This is a genomic window from Paenibacillus sp. S28, from assembly GCF_016624415.1.
GTDB classification, from domain to species: domain Bacteria; phylum Bacillota; class Bacilli; order Paenibacillales; family Paenibacillaceae; genus Paenibacillus_AQ; species Paenibacillus_AQ favisporus.
Window position 1 is genome coordinate 348,617 of the sequence record NZ_JACVTM010000007.1, and the last position, 17,411, is coordinate 366,027.

General features: G+C 47.7%; 16 protein-coding genes. 4 read left to right on the plus strand and 12 right to left on the minus strand.

What is annotated here, in order from left to right:
* Positions 1-212: 212 nt before the first annotated feature.
* On the minus strand, positions 213-482 hold the full coding sequence (locus IAE55_RS19320) for a CD3324 family protein (protein WP_145159207.1): 270 nt from the start codon (positions 480-482) through the stop codon (positions 213-215).
* 466 nt (positions 483-948) lie between these two features.
* On the opposite strand from IAE55_RS19320, the gene IAE55_RS19325 reads away from it, so the two are divergent.
* The gene (locus tag IAE55_RS19325) at positions 949-1,422 is read left to right on the plus strand and encodes a DinB family protein (RefSeq protein ID WP_145159205.1); all 474 of its coding nucleotides are present in this window, start codon (positions 949-951) and stop codon (positions 1,420-1,422) included.
* Positions 1,423-1,838: 416 nt separating this feature from the next.
* On the opposite strand, the gene IAE55_RS19330 is transcribed toward IAE55_RS19325, so the two are convergent.
* Together IAE55_RS19330 and IAE55_RS19335 are read right to left on the minus strand one after the other, a co-directional pair.
* Positions 1,839-2,300, minus strand: a complete 462-nt coding sequence (locus IAE55_RS19330) for a phage tail protein (RefSeq protein ID WP_200633590.1) — start codon at positions 2,298-2,300, stop codon at positions 1,839-1,841.
* An 86-nt stretch (positions 2,301-2,386) separates the two neighbouring features.
* Positions 2,387-2,866 carry a GyrI-like domain-containing protein gene (locus IAE55_RS19335; RefSeq protein WP_152397922.1) on the minus strand — a complete coding sequence of 160 codons (480 nt, stop codon included), beginning with the start codon at positions 2,864-2,866 and terminating at the stop codon, positions 2,387-2,389.
* Between the two features lie 111 nt (positions 2,867-2,977).
* On the opposite strand from IAE55_RS19335, the gene IAE55_RS19340 reads away from it, so the two are divergent.
* Complete coding sequence (locus IAE55_RS19340; RefSeq protein ID WP_145159197.1) at positions 2,978-3,940, plus strand: helix-turn-helix transcriptional regulator; 963 nt, start codon at positions 2,978-2,980, stop codon at positions 3,938-3,940.
* Between the two features lie 74 nt (positions 3,941-4,014).
* Here the strand turns inward: IAE55_RS19340 and ppsA are convergent, their stop codons facing one another.
* On the minus strand, positions 4,015-6,612 hold the full coding sequence (ppsA, locus tag IAE55_RS19345) for a phosphoenolpyruvate synthase (protein ID WP_200633591.1): 2,598 nt from the start codon (positions 6,610-6,612) through the stop codon (positions 4,015-4,017).
* 281 nt (positions 6,613-6,893) lie between these two features.
* Positions 6,894-7,376: a DinB family protein gene (locus tag IAE55_RS19350; protein WP_234489681.1), complete on the minus strand. Its 483-nt coding sequence runs from the start codon at positions 7,374-7,376 to the stop codon at positions 6,894-6,896.
* A 229-nt stretch (positions 7,377-7,605) separates the two neighbouring features.
* Between IAE55_RS19350 and IAE55_RS19355 the strand changes: the two genes are divergently transcribed.
* Positions 7,606-8,355, plus strand: a complete 750-nt coding sequence (locus IAE55_RS19355; RefSeq protein WP_145159192.1) for an EcsC family protein — start codon at positions 7,606-7,608, stop codon at positions 8,353-8,355.
* A 28-nt stretch (positions 8,356-8,383) separates the two neighbouring features.
* Here IAE55_RS19355 and IAE55_RS19360 read toward each other — a convergent pair whose 3' ends face one another.
* The 6 genes from IAE55_RS19360 to IAE55_RS19385 form a co-directional block, all read right to left on the minus strand.
* Positions 8,384-9,904: an ABC transporter substrate-binding protein gene (locus IAE55_RS19360; RefSeq protein WP_145159190.1), complete on the minus strand. Its 1,521-nt coding sequence runs from the start codon at positions 9,902-9,904 to the stop codon at positions 8,384-8,386.
* Positions 9,905-10,016: 112 nt separating this feature from the next.
* A complete protein-coding gene (locus tag IAE55_RS19365; RefSeq protein WP_145159188.1) occupies positions 10,017-11,234 on the minus strand; it encodes an MFS transporter in 1,218 nt (405 codons plus the stop codon).
* Positions 11,234-12,364 (minus strand): Gfo/Idh/MocA family protein, encoded by a 1,131-nt coding sequence (locus tag IAE55_RS19370; protein ID WP_145159518.1) that lies wholly within the window; start codon positions 12,362-12,364, stop codon positions 11,234-11,236. Before IAE55_RS19370 ends, IAE55_RS19365 begins: the two co-directional genes overlap by 1 nt.
* Before the next feature lie 20 nt (positions 12,365-12,384).
* Positions 12,385-13,176 (minus strand): sugar phosphate isomerase/epimerase family protein, encoded by a 792-nt coding sequence (locus IAE55_RS19375; protein ID WP_200633592.1) that lies wholly within the window; start codon positions 13,174-13,176, stop codon positions 12,385-12,387.
* Between the two features lie 93 nt (positions 13,177-13,269).
* Positions 13,270-14,151, minus strand: coding sequence for a carbohydrate ABC transporter permease (locus tag IAE55_RS19380; protein ID WP_200633593.1), 882 nt, complete (start codon positions 14,149-14,151; stop codon positions 13,270-13,272).
* 16 nt (positions 14,152-14,167) lie between these two features.
* Entirely contained in the window at positions 14,168-15,100 is a 933-nt protein-coding gene (locus IAE55_RS19385; protein WP_234489682.1) for an ABC transporter permease, read from the minus strand.
* A 393-nt stretch (positions 15,101-15,493) separates the two neighbouring features.
* Between IAE55_RS19385 and IAE55_RS19390 the strand changes: the two genes are divergently transcribed.
* Positions 15,494-16,621: an ROK family transcriptional regulator gene (locus tag IAE55_RS19390; protein WP_105442577.1), complete on the plus strand. Its 1,128-nt coding sequence runs from the start codon at positions 15,494-15,496 to the stop codon at positions 16,619-16,621.
* Between the two features lie 148 nt (positions 16,622-16,769).
* Here IAE55_RS19390 and IAE55_RS19395 read toward each other — a convergent pair.
* Positions 16,770-17,411: Gfo/Idh/MocA family protein (locus tag IAE55_RS19395; RefSeq protein ID WP_234489683.1), on the minus strand; the 642-nt coding region annotated here is incomplete at its 5' end.

Genomic DNA, 17,411 nt, shown 5'->3' on the forward strand with positions numbered 1-17,411 from the left:
TCTTATAGAATCCATCGAAGGATGATGTGGTCCAGCATTCCCCGATGGGATCGATTTCATAAGTTGTTGTATCGATCTTCCGCACCAGCGGATTGTTCCTCCGCCTATTCAAATTCTAAAGAGCGCAATAAACGATTCATATGTAAACAATGACTTAGAATCGTTTTCGACATGAAAAAACTGATGAAGCATACCTTCATCAGTGCCGTTCGTTATTTATTTCCCGAATATACAATTTTCTTAATCGTTTCAATGGAGAGAAAATAGTCCTCAGCTAGCTGCTCGATACTGATATTATTCTTATATGCCTGTCTGATCTCGGCATTTCGCTGATCCAGCCACTGCCTTCCGCCGCTCAAGCTCCCCCAATGCTGATATTCCTTCTGCTGCTTCGGAATGTAAATCGTCTCTCCCTGGACATACTGTTGAATTTCTATAATTAGCTTTTCAGGTAGTATTTTTTTAGCATTTGTATATTTCAATTCGCTTCACTCCTTATTTTGAAAATAAGGTGCAAAGCCAAAATATTAGAAAAGCTTATTCAGCGTTAGTTAAAATTCCGCCCCATACAAAGTAACGCTTTTCCAATACTGGCTTTGCATGAGTGAAAGAAGTCACAGACAATCTTGATCGATTCTCCATCAGTAAAGCACCCCCCTTAACGTTCCAAGTATACCATATTTCAGATGGGCGGTTCCTGTCATTATGAATTCTAGTCAACCATTCTGCTCCAAATCATATGACGCTTATTCAGCCTTGGTCTGGTTCGTTAAAGAAAAAAGGATATTTGCCTAAAACCAAGAACTTCTAAACATGTTAGATAGAATGAACTAAAGAAATATAGAGCCGTATGAGACCGTTATAACAGGAAGTTCAAAGCTAAACTTTAGTTCAATCTATATAGTTGTTTTATTATATGAAGTTTATTTAAAGATTGGAGGAACTCAAATGGAAGACATCATTCAGGAATATGCCTCAGGATACGCAATGCTGCGTGAGGCCATCGAAGGGTTAACGGAGGAGGAGCTTCGTTACAAGCCTGCACCGGACCAATGGAGCATTCATCAAATTATCATACATGTGGCGGATTCAGAGATGTCTTCTACAGCTCGACTTAAAACAGTTTTGGCAGAGGATGAGCCGACCCTCATTTCATTTGACCAGGACGCATGGGCGAACAACTTAGGATATGATTTATTGGACCGCGAACAATATCTGCAGCTGTTCAAATTGCTGCGCCTCAGTATGCAGACCATCCTAGACAATCTAACCAGCGAACAAATCGAGCGAGTCGGGGTGTATGTTGACCAGGGCCGATTTAACTTTAAGCAATTATTGGTATTTCGTGTTGAACATGTCCGAGGTCACCTTGCTCAAATTGAAAGGGTAAAAAAGGCCTACCGCGAAAGCCAATCATTGTGATATAACCAAGCAGCTTTTCGTGAAAAGGAGAAAAATCATCAAATGGGGATGATTGTACTCGGTATATTCATGATTGTGTTAGGCCTGTACGATTATAAAAATCCTAATTCCAAACTTATTAAATTTTTGCGGCGTGCTCCCAAGAATGATACCGAAGTCCAACAAGTACGCTCAAATGGTTCCACTGAAATGTTTGGCGGGATCATATTTATTTTGATTGGAGTAGTCGTTCTTCTGTTACGAAAATACGGGCACTTCTAACTGTCATCCAGGAACGTAACAACAACTCACACTGAACTCATACAAAGGAGTCAATGAAATACCTCCGTCTAACCAATCTAGTATCTGTTTCATCCAATGTTTATGTAAATAAAAATGCAAAAAAGCCGCATTTTTGCGGCTTTTTCCTAAGTAGTTTAGTACTCTTTCTTGATGACAAAAAACGAGCCCCGGATCGTTCCAGCTAATTTAGACTTCTGCCGGGCAAACTTAAACTTTTCCAGCTCCTTCGGTTCCTCCATCCCGTCCGAAAGCTTAAAACCAACGGCCCGCTTCTTCGGGTCATCCACCGTATACATCACATTGAGCCCCAGACCATCTTCATAAAAGACATAGGTGAATTGAATATTTTCGACTTGAAATTGCGATGTTTCCAAAGGCTTGGCTGAAAACTCGATCTCTCGTTCTTCTTTCAAAATCCGGTTCACATAATCCAGAGTCTCCTGGCTTTCGCTGGCGGGTACGACCGTAAATTTGTGCTTATACTTGTTCATGAAGTAACGAGCCTCATTCGCCCGAAGCCCAGCAAGCGCTTCTGCTACTGGAGAAGACTCAACACCAACGGTGGACACATCTTTAAAATCAACGACATACGACATTTCTATCCCTCCTAAAAGTTTTGCAAGGCGTTACACCTTAGAACTTACTTCGGTCAAAATACGCCTCGATTACTTCACGAATTTTCTTACTTCTTTACAACAGGAATCCACATTTCGCCAAATACGACGCCGTCTCGCTGCCCCATCTCAACGGTTGCATTCGGCCCTCCAACATAAGCATAATCTTTCGCTTCCGGCAGCACTTGACCAAACGCAACGCCAGCAAGCTGATTGCTCAGATCATTGGATGTCGGCGCTTCCCCTTTAACAACGAGGTATTCGCCCTGAGGGAATTGGATCATTCTCGTTGCCTCTGGCAGCGAGGCATCCGTCATGACTCCGGCATAGTACATCATCTTGTTGTTCACCGCCTCGTTCACGGCAAAAATGAAATCATTAGCGGCGATGGATTTTAACGTATTCAGCCTTCCGTCTTCTTCGACGGTTGACCAGAATTCTGCTTTTTCTTTGTTGATGCCGGCGTAGTCTGTGTAATCGCTCTTCAGTTCCGTTCCAATCCCCAATACGATAAAGCTGTCCTTTTCTTCCAACGTATATTGTGCCATTTTGATTACCATCCTTTTTTTAAAATTTGTTCAAATGATTTGTGTTTTCACTTGATAGGTTTATAATAACCTTGAATCATGTCAAAAAGTGATACTGTTTAGGAGACTCCTATGAAAAAAGTTGAACGGATTAATATCATCATGCGGTATATCAACAACCGTGCCCACTTTACGATTTCCGAAATCATGCGGGAATTTAACATTTCCCGATCGACGGCGATCCGGGATATTCGGGAAATCGAAGCGATGGGGATGCCGCTTGTTGCAGAAGTCGGCAGGGATGGCGGGTATTTCGTCATGAACAACTCGATCCTGCCCACGGTCCGCTTTACCGATAACGAAATTAAAGCCTTGTTCATTGGCTTCATGGCTACAAGAAATCAACAGCTCCCATATTTGAAGAGCCGCCAATCGCTGGCCGAGAAATTGCTTGGCCTGATTTCGAAAAACCAGCAGGATGACCTTGTCCTGTTGAATCAAATTTTGCTGTTTGAAGGAACCAACCCCAATAATCCCGACCTGCTCGACCTGTCGGACCTCCCCCATCCGATGCTGGAAAAGCTCATCCAAGTCCTTCTCAAGGATGAATATTTATGGATCACCATCCAAGAAGAGATGGAAATCAAGTCCTATCCCATTTATCTCCTGCACCTCTATCGTGAGAAAAGCGTCTGGCTGATCGAGGGATTTGATTTGAAGGAAGAGAAGAGAAGGATTATTCCTGTTGATGACCTTACCAATGTAGAGCCATACCCTTTGAAAAAAAGAATAAGTAAGAAAAAGATCCAAGAACAACTACGTAAGCAGGATGAAATCACCAATCTGGTCATTGAACTGGGTCCAAAAGCGATTGCGCAGTTCAGAAAATACCATCCAATAAAAGTATCCCTGTCCTATACGAATCCATACCAAACGACAGCCATTTTAAGGACATATATTCATGTCGATAAAGCCGAAGAAATGACCGAAATAACCAATTGGCTGCTTTTCCTGGGTGGTGATATCAAGATCAGGGAGATGCCGAAAGAGATCTTGGAGGTTGTACAAGCGAGATTCAGATTATACTCAAACTGACCGCACATTACTTAAGAAAAAAGAAGCAGACTGCCGCAGCAGTCTGCTTCTGAAGGTCAGGCTCAAACGAGTAGCTATTCCAATATTTCAATGTACCCTTCTGTTCCATTCACACGAATTCGCTGCCCGTCTTTGATGAGCTTGGTCGCATGATCCACTCCGACTACGGCCGGCAGGCCATATTCACGCGCGATCACGGCTCCATGGGTCATCAGGCCCCCTACTTCCGTAATCAAACCTTTGATGGATACAAACAAAGGGGTCCAGCTTGGATCCGTAAATGCGGTAACCAAGATATCTCCTTCTTCCAAAGCTGCATCTTCCATGCTTAAAATGACACGAGCTCTTCCTTCTATCACTCCAGAAGAAACAGGCAGACCTAAAATCGCATCGGCCGGGAGATCTCCCCGTTTGTACGAACCTCTAAACATTTCGCCATCAGACGTGATGACACGCGGTGGGCTCAGTTTTTCATATACTTTATACTCGTCTTTACGTTTGCTGATGATCCGATCATCCAGCATATTGGTGCGAACGGCTTCGTGAAGCTCTTCAAAAGTAAGGTAGTATATATCCTCGATATCATGAATGACGCCGGCTTGCACGAGTCGTTCGGCTTCTTTCAGTAAAGCCTGCTTATAAACGAAGTACCGGCTCACCCAGCCATATTTAGGGTATTCCCGATACCCGATGAAATTTCGGATGAGATCGATCATCCGTTTCGTTTCGTCAGCTTTTTGATCGCCATCCGGCAACTGTCTCAATCGATTTAACAATTCTTGTTCTTTGGCCAAAGCTTCCTGGCGACCTTGCTCGAATTTCCGACGGCTCTCATTAGGCTCAAAGTTTTTGATGTTGCTCAGGATCAATGGGACCAGCGTAATCGGTTTTTCGCTCCAACGGGTACGACTGATATCGATTTCTCCAGCACACCGCATGCCGTATTTGCTCAGATAATCATAGATCGCTTCCTGGGCTTCCCTTCCTCCATCAAACTTCACCAGTTCGTCCAGAAAGTGATCTTCTGTTGCATGCTGCAAATAATCAACCACTTCCGGATAAGGGCGAATCACATCCGCGACATCCAGCAGCGCCAAGCCCATTTCCGAAGTAATATTGTTTGGCACGGATTGAGAAAGCGTATCGGCTGCGTTTTTTTCGCCTAACCATTTGTTCATATGTTCATTAATCCAAAATGTAGCATTTATAGCAGACATAAACACAGCCGTACTTTGCGGATCAAATAAAATCCTCCTTAATTCCTGGATGTCTTCGAGGATGAAATCGAACAATTCTGCCCCGGATTTCATATGGATCTTTTGTTTTAAAGCTGTTATCGAGGCTTGATTCCGCTGGATCAAGTCAGCTACGATAGCCGGATCGTTCTCGAAGGCTACCGGCTTATCTGTATTACTTTTAGCGGGAATGGGTGCTGTTTGATCATTCGGTACCAATTTGATAAAGTCTCGTTCGATTATGTTCTCGATTGCGCCTATGAAAAGCGGATCGGATTCCAAGTTTTTTAATAAAGCTTCCCGGCCAACAGTCGTAGTCAGCCTAGGAGCTATATCAATAAACAACCTCCCGCCGGCTGTACGCATAGGTGCAGGAGTAATTAACAGGTAAAAAGACAATCCCAACGGTTTGATCGGATCTGTCATCATTTGTTGATGGCCAACAGATAGATAGACGTGATTATCCTGATCATTTGCTTCAGGGATCGGGTATAACGTTGTAATCGGCCGGCTCTGAACAATATAAAATGTATCATCAGCCAAACACCATTCGATGTCTTGCGGCTGGCCGAAATAAGCTTCGACCTGTCTCCCGATCCGTTCCAGCTGCACAATGTGTTGATCGGTAAGGGTTTGAGCCTTTTGCTGTGCCGTATCGATTTGGCGTGTTTCGGTTCCGCCTTCTTTTCGTCCATAGATTGCCAAAGTTTTGGCTGCTATCCTCTTATCGACGATTTCCCCTCCTTGTACTTTATAATTATCAGCGGATACCAAGCCGGAGACCAGTGCTTCCCCAAGTCCAAAACTGGCATCAATGGACAGCTGCTTCCGGTTGCCGCTCATTGGATCAGCGGTGAACAATATCCCGGAAGCCTGCGGGAATACCATCTTTTGAATGATCACGGATAAATAAATGTGACGGTGATCAAATCCATTTTGTATACGGTAGATGACTGCGCGATCGGTAAATAAGGAGGCCCAGCATTTGCTGATATGCTGCAGAATGGCATCAACACCGATGATATTTAAATAAGTATCCTGCTGCCCTGCAAAAGAAGCGTGCGGCAAATCTTCGGCGGTTGCACTAGAACGCACAGCGTAAGCGTGTTCCTCGCCGAACCGGGAGAGATAGTGAGTCACTGCCTCCACAACATCGGAAGGAATTTCTGCTTCCGTAATGGTCTGCCGAATCTTCCCGCTGATCTCACCAATTTGGTCTCGATCATCTGCGTTTAGCATGGTTAGTTGTTGGAGTAATGCATGATACGTTTCGTTTTGTCCGATGGCTTTTTGATACCCCGCTGTTGTAATACAGAATCCTTCGGGGACCTGGATTCCGTCAACTTTAGATAATTCTCCTAAATGGAGCCCTTTTCCGCCAACGAGATAAAGCTGCGATTTTTCGATTTCATGAAACCCAAGAACCATTGAACTCATTCGACCATCTCCCTAACCATTAGATTGAGAAAAAAACATTTGACAAGAGTTTAACTGGCATGTTACACTTAAAATGTAAGATAAGATATTTTTGACTTTATAACATGAACAGTCGTGATCTGATTATATCATCACGTCATTTTTTGCGCAATATGAAAGAACCTGGGTAGATACCCAGGTTCTTTTTTGATATTTAACAACCCATTCTGAAGAGTTAATATTTCTTTCAAAGCGTTATCGGCTCCATCTTCCCTCTTGGAGTCGTTCTCTGAAAATTTCCGTTATTGTACATCCGCGGTGGGGCCATACATCCCAGGAACGGATATTCCGAGCAGTCGCAGATAGACCGTCAGCTGCCCCCGGTGATGATAAACGTGATTGAACATCAGCGAACGTGCCATGTCGATCCGGGGAGCTTCCAAGATGGTCTCTCCCTTGCTGACGAGCTTCCAGGAATTCCTTAGCCCATCTTCTCCCCATTCCCGAAGCTTGCTCTCGGCAAGAGACACGCTCCATTCCAGTGCCTCGAGCACTTCTTTCCGGGTGGTCGGCTCCGGCAGCGGAACGACCGGAGCTTCGCTGACCGCCTCATCCAGCAATTGAGCCAGCCCCCCGGGAACTCCCGCAGCATGAAGGGCAAGCTGTCCCAGAGACATCGACTTCGGGTGGGGCCTCCAGGAAAGTTTGTCCTCAGGCAGCCTTTCAAGAAGTAAGCGTGTCGATTCGGCTTCCCTTTTTAATTCACGAATCCAATCTTCAATCATGTTTATGGTGATCTCCTCCTCTGGCTAACGCCATTCATACCTTCATCCTATAACGCCATGCGCGGGAAGGTTTCTTCAGGATTGCGGAATCGTGAAAGTAGTGTCTCTGACGAACCTCATTGCGATGCTGGACTTAAGTCGAGGTCAGAAACCTGCTGCAGTCTGGTCCGAATCACAGCGTTATTCGTTACAATAGAATAAAGCAAGCATATTGGAGGAGCGATAGATCATGCATTACGAACATAAAGTCCAGAGGGAAGTTGCCGATTGGGAACAAAAGCTATTCAAACCGCCGGGATGGATGGAAAAAGCATCGAAAACCGTTGGCAGCCGGATCAACCATTTGATTCCCCCAAAGGTGCAGAACGTCATCACGACCACCATCCGGTCGATCGTGCGCACGGCACTGTTCGGCGCGGAATACACCCCTAGGCGTCCGGTGCAAAGTACGATGGATCTGGAAGCTGCCGATCAAGAAGCAAAAGACCTGTTTGCCCTGTACCAAAAAATTGCGGTTGCTGAAGGTGCTGGAACGGGAGCTGGCGGCATCATCCTTGGCATGGTAGACTTTCCGGCTCTCATCGCAATCAAGATGAAATTTTTGTTCGAGCTGGCGCATGTTTACGGCTATGACACGAAACATTTCTCCGAACGGGTGTTTATTCTCAAGGTATTTCAAATGACGTTTTCTGGGCCGGATAACCGTGCCATGCTGCTCGATTCCATCAAAAATTGGCATATAGAAAAGGAACAATGGCTATCTGATACCGAATATTCCAGGACGATGGACTGGGAGACTTTTCAGATCGAGTATCGCGATGCGATCGATTTTCGGAAAATGCTGCAGATGCTGCCAGGGATCGGCGCGATCGCAGGGGCATGGGCGAATTACACCATTCTTGAGGAGCTGCGCGAATCCGCCATGAACGCTTACCGCCTGCGCAGATTGCACGATGATTTCGAGGTTGGATCGTACTGACTATTTTTTCTTGGTACTGAGAGGTACTTCACTTATTGTTTGCAGCCCACGCATCCAGCTGCCTTTGTTTTTCGGCGATCACTTTATCGATTCCGGCCGATTTTAATGCTGCGTTAAATTTCGGCAGGTAAACATCCGGATCCAGAGTTCCTGTCTCAAGCGCTTTTGAATATTGCTGAACGACATTCTGGATCGCGGCCAGTTCGGTTTTGACCGGCTCCGAGTTATAGGTGAATCCGAGCGCTGCAGACTTCTCCGCACTTTGGTTAAACGCCTCCATTTGCTTCCATATATCCGGACTGTCCGTCGACCACGGATAAGACAGCAGCTGATTCCCGAACATCCAACCTTGTCTCATGTTGTAGCCGCTGTTCGTCGCATCCACACCGCTAGGAAAGTCAATCGTCCCGTCTTCCTTCACTTGATAGTGCTTTCCTTCAATCCCCCAATCCAGCAGATTGATGATTTGTTTGTCCGAGTAGAGCAAATTCAGAAACATCATCGCGCGCTCGGGATTTTTGGATTTGGCCGCAATGGCAAGCATCGCGTTCATAATGGTCAGCGTATTCATTTTGGGCGGCGCGAGTGCAACTTCCGTCAGCTCCTTGCCGGCCCATGCTCCCGTCTGCGTCGTGATCCCCGGCTTGCCTTTATTGGGTGTCGCGAACCCGATGTTTGCCTTGATATAATCCCGGCCGGTTTGCGAGGTCGTTGCAATGTCTTTGGGGATGTATCCTGCCAGGAACCATTGACGTATCACCCCGATGAACTTCGCATATTCCTCGCTCTCATACAAATTAACGACCTTCAGCTGATTCGGGTCGGTAAGTACACCGATCATGTCGCCCAGCGGATCAATCGTCGTCTGCAGCAGTGGATAGGCAATGGAACCTCCTCCTGAAGCTTTACCCAGCATATTGGCTTCCGGATGCTTCTTTTTAACGCTTTCAAAAATCGGCTCCAAATCCTCGATCGTTTTCACCTGGCTGACGTCCATATTGCTCTCTTTTAACCAATCCGTTCGCATCAGAATAGTCGGATAAGCGGCAAAGTCCCGGATCGTTGGAACGCCGTATATTTTGCCGTCAATTTTTGCCGCTGCCAGTACGTCCGGATCGAAGGCGTCTAGGATATCCTGGCCATGGGACTGAAGCAGGTCATCGATGGGCAGCAGCTTTTTTTGCGCGACTTCCGAAATATATTGGTCTTCCCCCGTGAACACCAGGTCGAGTTTCTCATTGCCGGAGAACATCAGCACTTTTTGCTGTGTCCACGCAGCCGCCTCGATGCGTTTCAGTTTGACGGTTGCATTGATTTTGTCTTTCGTAATCTTGCTGATTTCCTGCTCCACAAGACCAAGATCACGCTGATCCGGTCCCCAAAAAGCGATCGTAATTTCATAAGGGGCAAGTTTACCGTCACCAGACGCTTCTTGCGTTGACGACGACGGCTCCTTCTTACCGTTAGAAGAGGAGCTTGAACATCCGCTCAGAACAACGGTAACAGCCAGTACAAAGAACAACAAGGAATGAACCGACTTTTTCCACATAGGCTTTTGACCTCCCAGGATCTTCAATATGGAATCTCCACGCTCGGAGCTGAAGTACAGCAGAAAGGGTGACGAATGCCGCGTCACAGCGGCATTCGTCCGATCCCGATCTTCATGATGCCGCCAACTCGGACTGCTTGCGGTATTTCATCCACATGAACGTAAAACCTGCCACCCCTGCTACAGATATGATTGCGCAAATCGAATACATCGTTTGGGGACCCAAATAATCGAACATCCAACCGCCGAACAGACCCGCGATGATGCCGGAAATTCCACCCCACGTCAGGGCATAAATGGCCTGCCCGGTCGCTCTGTACTCGGCTGGTATTAATAGTGCGGTCAGACTGGTTCCGATATAGTAGTAGCCACCGAACGTAATACAATGCAGCACTTGGATAAAGATGACCTGGAGCGGTCCGCCGGCAACTGACATCATTAACCAGCGGATCACGAACAGGATACTTACGATGACCAGCCCTCCCAGCATCATCCTTGCCGATTTTTTCAGGAATCGGTCAAACAGCAGAAACACTGGAATTTCAAAGATCGCCGACAGGAACACCGACCAGCCAATCAATTCGTTGGAGCCTCCCAGGTTGGAAATGTACAATGTAACGAACGTTTGGTTGATCGAGTTCGGAACCGAAATGAGGATGCCAAGGATAACGAATACAAAGAACAGCTTGCTCGACAGCATCACTTTCCAATAGCTTTGTCTCTCGGTCTTCGGCTTGGAAGTCACTCTGCCCTGAGGTAGTCCGATGGTAAATGCCAGTGAGATCAGCATCATGATCCCGTACAACATCCAAAGATTCACCAGCCCCATCCAGCTGAGAACCGGTCCGGCCATCGCGGCAATGATCGCCCATCCCAGCGAACCCCATAGGCGAAATGCGCCAAACTTGTAGTTCGTGTTCTCGATGGCATTCAGAATCAGACTGTTGCTCTGTGAGAACGTGGGACTGTTGAAGAAAAAGAAGATCAGCATGAAGGCGAAAATGACGGCATATTCACGGAGCTGAAACACCACGATCGTCGCTAACAAATTCCCGGTCAGAAGAAAAATAAGAATACGTTTCACATTCTGCAGCCGGTCGCTCCAATAACCCCAGAATGGATTGGCGAAGATGGAAATGAAGGGCCCACCGGCCATAATCATGCCGATTTCCACTTTACTGAGTCCGATGTTTTGAAAATATAAAGGAAAGAATGAAGTCAAAATCGCAATCGTGCCATACAGGAAAAAGTTGAAACGTTTCAGTGCCGACAACGATCCGGAGGAATGGCCGGCCGCCGGATGGACCTCCCTCTTCCTTAAAGGCAGCATTAGAGCTGGATCGCTTTCGACAGGGATTGTTCGATGATCTCGTCGCTGCTTACTTCCCGCCCAAGCCGGTCGGATAAATAAATGCCTTCGCTAATCAGCATCGTCTGCGAGGCGATGTGGGCCGTGGGAAGCAGCTCCACTCTTCCCTGCAGCGCGGCGATCCAGTGATGCTGCGAGGACTGGTATGCGTCATAATTCGGCTTCAAATGATTCCAGCGGCCGTCCATCTCATCCAGGTTGACGCTGCCGTTGATATCCATATCGCAAATCGTCGTATGAAAACTGAACGGGGCCAAAATTTGCTGATCCGAATAGGCCGGCAGCTTAATGCCCCCTTTATCCCCAACCACAGAGCAGCCTTCGATGCTTCCCAGGTGAATGCTCCACGCTTCGATAATATCGAGCGTCGCGCCGCCTTCAAATTTTATGAATCCCAGCCCCAGCTCTTCCACGTCAAAGACCGCCTGCCCGGCACGCCCGGCATCCACATCCATCTCCCGGTAGCCTTTGCCCGAAATCCGCTCCACCTTCGGTGTGCCAAGCAGGTACAGCATTTGCGCGATATGATAAACCCCCATGTCAATCAGCGCCCCGCCGGCGGCGATTTGTTTGTTTAGAAAAGCCGGGGTCCCGTATCCGTCAATATAAGGGCGTCCTCTCCGGCGATGGCCGGTAGCCCTGGCATGATACAGCTTGCCGAGCATGCCCCCGTCGATCAGCGCTTTTGCCGCCTTGGTCTCTTTTCGATACAAGGTGCCAAGCTGAATATGCAGCTTCTTGCCGTAATCTTCTGCCGCTTCAAGCATGGTCAGTCCGTCCCGGTAAGTCCCGGCGATCGGTTTCTCACAGTATACGTCCTTGCCTGCCTCGAAAGCGGCTATCGTCACGGGGGCATGCAAATTGTTGTGCAGACAGACATCAACGGCTTCAATGTCATCGCGCTTCAGCATTTCTCTGAAATCGGTATAGACGTCGGGAATATGGAACTCATGCGCGACCTTGAGGGCTTCCTGTTCATTGATGTCGCAGATGGACACGATCTGAACATCCTCCATATTCGCGTAATTTCTCAGGTGAGCTTTGCCGATCAAACCTGCTCCAATCATGCCAATGCGAACGGTTCTTCCCATTTCGATCATCCCTTCAGTTTTTATTTTAAACGGCTCAACGTCCGCTTCACGGAAGCGATCGCCCATTCCATCTCTGCGTATTGATTGTCCGGCGCGTTGTACTCGATGCCCCAGTATCCGTCATAGCCGGCATCCAGCAGTGCCTTCACCATTTGTTCGCCCTTTGGTGATCCTACCGTCTTGCCGTCAAAATGCGTATGATAGACCCACGGCGCGACCAACGTGTCGCCAATGTCTTCATCCGTATCCCAGCGGCCCATATGGAGCAATATGCCAAAGCTCGGGTGATTGACCGCCTCGGCCACTTTTTTTAAGTATTTTGGATCTTTGGAGGTTCCCATATGATTTTCAGGTCCGACGATAAGTCCAAGGTCAGCCGCTCTCCGGCTCAACGCTTCGAACTTGTTCACAACATATTCGAACTGCTCTTCCGTCCCGGGCGCCGAGCTATGATCTCCCGCATCGATGCGGATGGTACGAGCTCCAAGCTTCTCGGCAATGGATAGATAGGCGACAGCGTTTTCATAAAGCCTGCTGCGCTTGTCAAGATCTGCATCCCATAAATGCGCACCATCCACCGCGATGTTGATAATCGTCATTTCTTTTTCCCGTATCGCTTCGGCCAGACGTTGAATATAAGCTTCATCAGGCAAGGAAAAAATGTCGTCCTTAGCCCCTTCAAAGGTCCCGTTCCACAAATCAACGGTATCGAGATGGTATCTGTACTTGGACGATTCCAGGTACCCGAACGTATCCATCTTCCCTTCCCGGATCATATTGAAAAAAGAAAAACCGCCAATGCTGATTTTCATGGATTAGCCTCCCTGATTTGGTTTCTTTTTTTGTAACCACGTCCTGCAACCTCTGGCAGCTCTTCATCACCTCCTTAACATGCTGCAGGGAAATCATCCTTTAACCGCCCCGACGGTCAGCCCTTTAACGAAAAATCTCTGAAAGAACGGATACGTTAACACAATCGGGAGCGCGCCGATCACGGCAATAGCCAGGCGGACGCCCTGTGTCGGGATGGAACTGCCGTCCACCCTTGAAGAATAGTCTACATTATCCAGCAAATATTGTACGTTCAGCAAAATGGTATTCAGAAGCACCTGTATGCTGTACAGCCTGGAGTCTGAAATGTAAATGAGTCCGTTAAACCAATCGTTCCAATAATTAATCACCTGAAATAGTCCGACCGTTGCCAGCACGGGAAGAGACAGCGGCAGCGCCATTTGCACGAATATGCGAAATTCCCCCGCTCCATCCATGTTCGCCGACTCGAGTACCGCTTCCGGAACCGATACGGTAAAAAACGTCCGCAGCAAAATAACATAGAAGGCACTGACCAGAAGACCCGGGACGATCAGCGCAAGCAAGGTATTGGTTATATGAAAAACATTCGAGTAGATTAAATAGGTCGGAACAAGTCCTCCGTTGAAGAGCATCGTGAAGAATACGATAAATGAAAAGAAATTGCGCAGCGGTAAATCCTTCTTCGACAGCGGATAAGCGAGCAAAGTCATCAGGACCAGACTGGCTAGCGTACCTAAAATGGTCACAGCGACGGAAATGCCGTAAGAATTCAGGATCTCCCCCGTTTTTTGAAAAATGAATACATAACTATCCAGGCTCCATTCACTGGGAAAAAACGAGTACCCTTCCCGGATGATCGCATCCTCGTCGGTGAACGAGGCCGTAATAAGCAGCAGAAACGGCACCAGGCAAAACGCGACAATCAACCAAAATATGAAATGGATAACGACTTGTTCAATCCGTGTTCTTCTCAAGGACTTCGCCTCCTTATTAGAACAATGAGTTGTCGGGGTTTATCTTCTTCACAACAAAATTGGAAATAAGGATCAGCGCGAAGCCAATCACGGATTGGTAGAAGCCTGCGGCGGAAGCCATTCCGATGTCCCCGCTTTTGAGCAGCGCCCGATATACGTATGTATCCAGCACATTGGTTGTTGGCAGCAGCGGCCCGGAGTCAAGCGTCACTTGGTAGAACAGACCAAAGTCCGCGTAGAAAATCCGCCCGATCTGCATTAAAGTCATGATGGTGATGACGGGGGTAAGGGACGGCAGGGTGATGTGGAAAATTTGCTTGAACTTCCCTGCCCCATCCAATGTGGCGGCTTCATAATACTCTTGGTCGATGCCAACGATGGCGGCAAAGTAAATGATGCACAAATAGCCGACGCTGTGCCACAGCTTGACGATGGTGAGGATGACCGGCCAGTATTTCGGTTCCGTATACCACATGACGGGATCCAGTCCGAGTGAAGGAAGGACCGATTTGTTCATGAAGCCTGTTTCCATGCTTAATAACGAAAATACCAGGTAACCGACAATGACCGTTGAGATAAGGTAAGGCAGCAAAATGGCACTTTGGTAAAAGCGCTTTAAAAACCGCTGTTTCACTTCGGCCAGCAATATGGCCAGCGCAACGGCGAAGACAAGATTGAGTATGATGAATACAACGTTGTAGAGGATGGTGTTCCGGGTGATGATGTAGGCTTCGGACGTCTTGAAGAGATACTCGAAGTTTCGAAAACCAATCCAATCCCCGCCGAAGACCCCTTTGGAGAAGTCGATTTCCTTAAAAGCGATGATGATGCCAAACATGGGAATGTAGTTATTGATGAGCAAGTAGACAATACCGGGGAGAATCATCAGGTACAGGATTTTGTATTTTTTGGCCTTTTTGAGAACTGTGCGGTCCAACCAGGATGTCATAGTAATTCCCCTCCTCGGAATAAATGACTGCTGCACGCCTAGCGGGATTCTCAAAGATTGAACTCGGCATCATCCTCCCATTGTAATTAATTTTTCCACCGGACAAATTAATTAACGAAACAAATACTTATCAGTGTGGCTCGTTTGTGATCATTATAGGGAGGCCTTTACGGCCCTGTCAATGTGTTTTTTTATTTTATTTGCTATCCCTTCCTCTGCCCGCCTTGACTGGGACTCGTTGACAGCACAATGGGCATTTTTCTATAATCGCATTGACACAAGAATAGGCTACACTCCCGTTCCTATACCCTCTTTCAGCCTAGCCGCCAGGGTCAGCACTCCTGTCCTGACGGGGACTCGGCCAATCATAACTTCCGAAAGTAGGAGAATGCGATGACGAATAAAGTAGGAAACCAGCAGATGCTGCGGGAGATCAACGTTTCGACACTGCTGCATATGATTTTTGAGCATGGACCGATATCCCGTGTCGAATTATCGCGAAAAACCAAGCTGAGCCCGACGACCGTTTCCGTGCTGATCGAGGAGCTCATCCGCGAACAGCTCGTGCATGAGACCGGTATGGCCGGTAAAGGTGTTGGTCGAAAAATGACCCTGCTGAATATTCGCGCTGACGGCGGATATGTTATTGGCGTGGATATTTCGAGTTCACCGGCGCATTGCGTGCTGCTCGACCTAAACGGTCAGCTGGTGGCCAGCCAAAGCCTGGAATCGGTGCGCGGCCAGGACGAAATTCGAACTTCGCTGGTGAAACAGCTGCAGCAATTCATCCATAAGCAGCGGATTCCCCGTGAGCTCATCAGACGCATCGGCATTTCCCTGCCGGGGAGACTAGATGAGACGCAAAGCATCGTCATCTCTTCTAAATATTTGCAGCTGGAACAGTTCCCTATGCGTCAAGTGCTGGAGCAAGAACTCTCGATTCCGGTACTGCTGGCTAATGATTTGGACGCCGCCGGATTTGCCGAACGATTCAGCGGAGCCGCCAAAAATGAGCATACCATTATTTTTCTGCTGATCGGCCAAGGCACAGGAGCTGGACTGGTCCTGAACGGGGAGATTTATCACGGCTCCAGCGGAGCGGCCGGACGAACCACTCACCTCTCTCCGTATTGCACGCCCATCCTTGCGGAAAGACTTCGCACGAACCATCCGGAAGAGTTCGGATCCATGTCGCCGGAAGCAACGGTTCATGCCTTTATGGACCTGGTTCTCGCCGGCGTCCAGCCCTTCAGTGACCAAGGAGAGCTCATCATCCATGATATTGCCGATTATTGCGGAAAAATGCTGGAAATGCTCAACCCGCAAAAAATGATTCTGGGCGGCTGGATTACTGACAATGCGGCGTTTTTCAACCGTCTCGTACATGCGATTCACGAAGCTGATCACTCCCCCTATGGAGACACGCCGATCGTCGTTTTCCACTGGAAAGAGTACGGGTCTGCCTTGGGGGCGGCAATGCTTGGACTGCATGAAATTTTCAAGAAGAAAACGGTACAGTAACTTTATGCCGGTGGTCCTTTTCAGCAAAATATGTTCATGCCCAGCGCTGCCGGACATGAACATATCGTTGTCAAGGAATTGCCTCAAACCGCTGCGTCGACTGCTACTGTTTTTAACGCATACCAGTCTCGTCCTGCAAAAGGTTCGCTTATTTGGAAAATGACTGCGTCATATCCGTTTTCAGCTCTTTGGAGGCGGACTTTTGAAACTTGGAAGTCGAAATCAGCTCTCGAAGCAGCTCCTCGTATTGATCCGCGTCAAATGGCACGGCTACCATTTGCTTAGTGAACGATGAGAGCATGATTCCGTTGGCGATGGTGACCGACCGGATCCCTTCCGTTCCATCCGCAATCAGCTCGCCTTTCCCTGAGCTTATTTTTTGAATGAACTTTTCTGTGACCACCTTATGCCCTGATTCCACGTTTGTATCAACCTCGATTTCCTCTTCTTCATACTCCACGTTCCCGAACCCGTCCTGCGTTTCGCGCAGATGCTTCAGCATGGAAATATGATTGCGGTAGATCCGAAGCTTATGATTTTCGTACAGAAGTCTTCCGTTCTCCCCAACGATCTCCAGACGGTTCACGCCCGGTGATTCTGCAGTCGTCACGATAAAATGCCCGATCATGCCGTTATCATGCTCGAAATAAGCGGTGACTTCGTCTTCCACTTCAATATGGTGGTACTTGCCGATATGGGCATGTCCGCTGATTCTTGCCGGAATCCCGAAAACCCATTGATAGAAATCGAGATTATGCGGGCATTGATTGGTCAGGATGCCGCCTCCCTC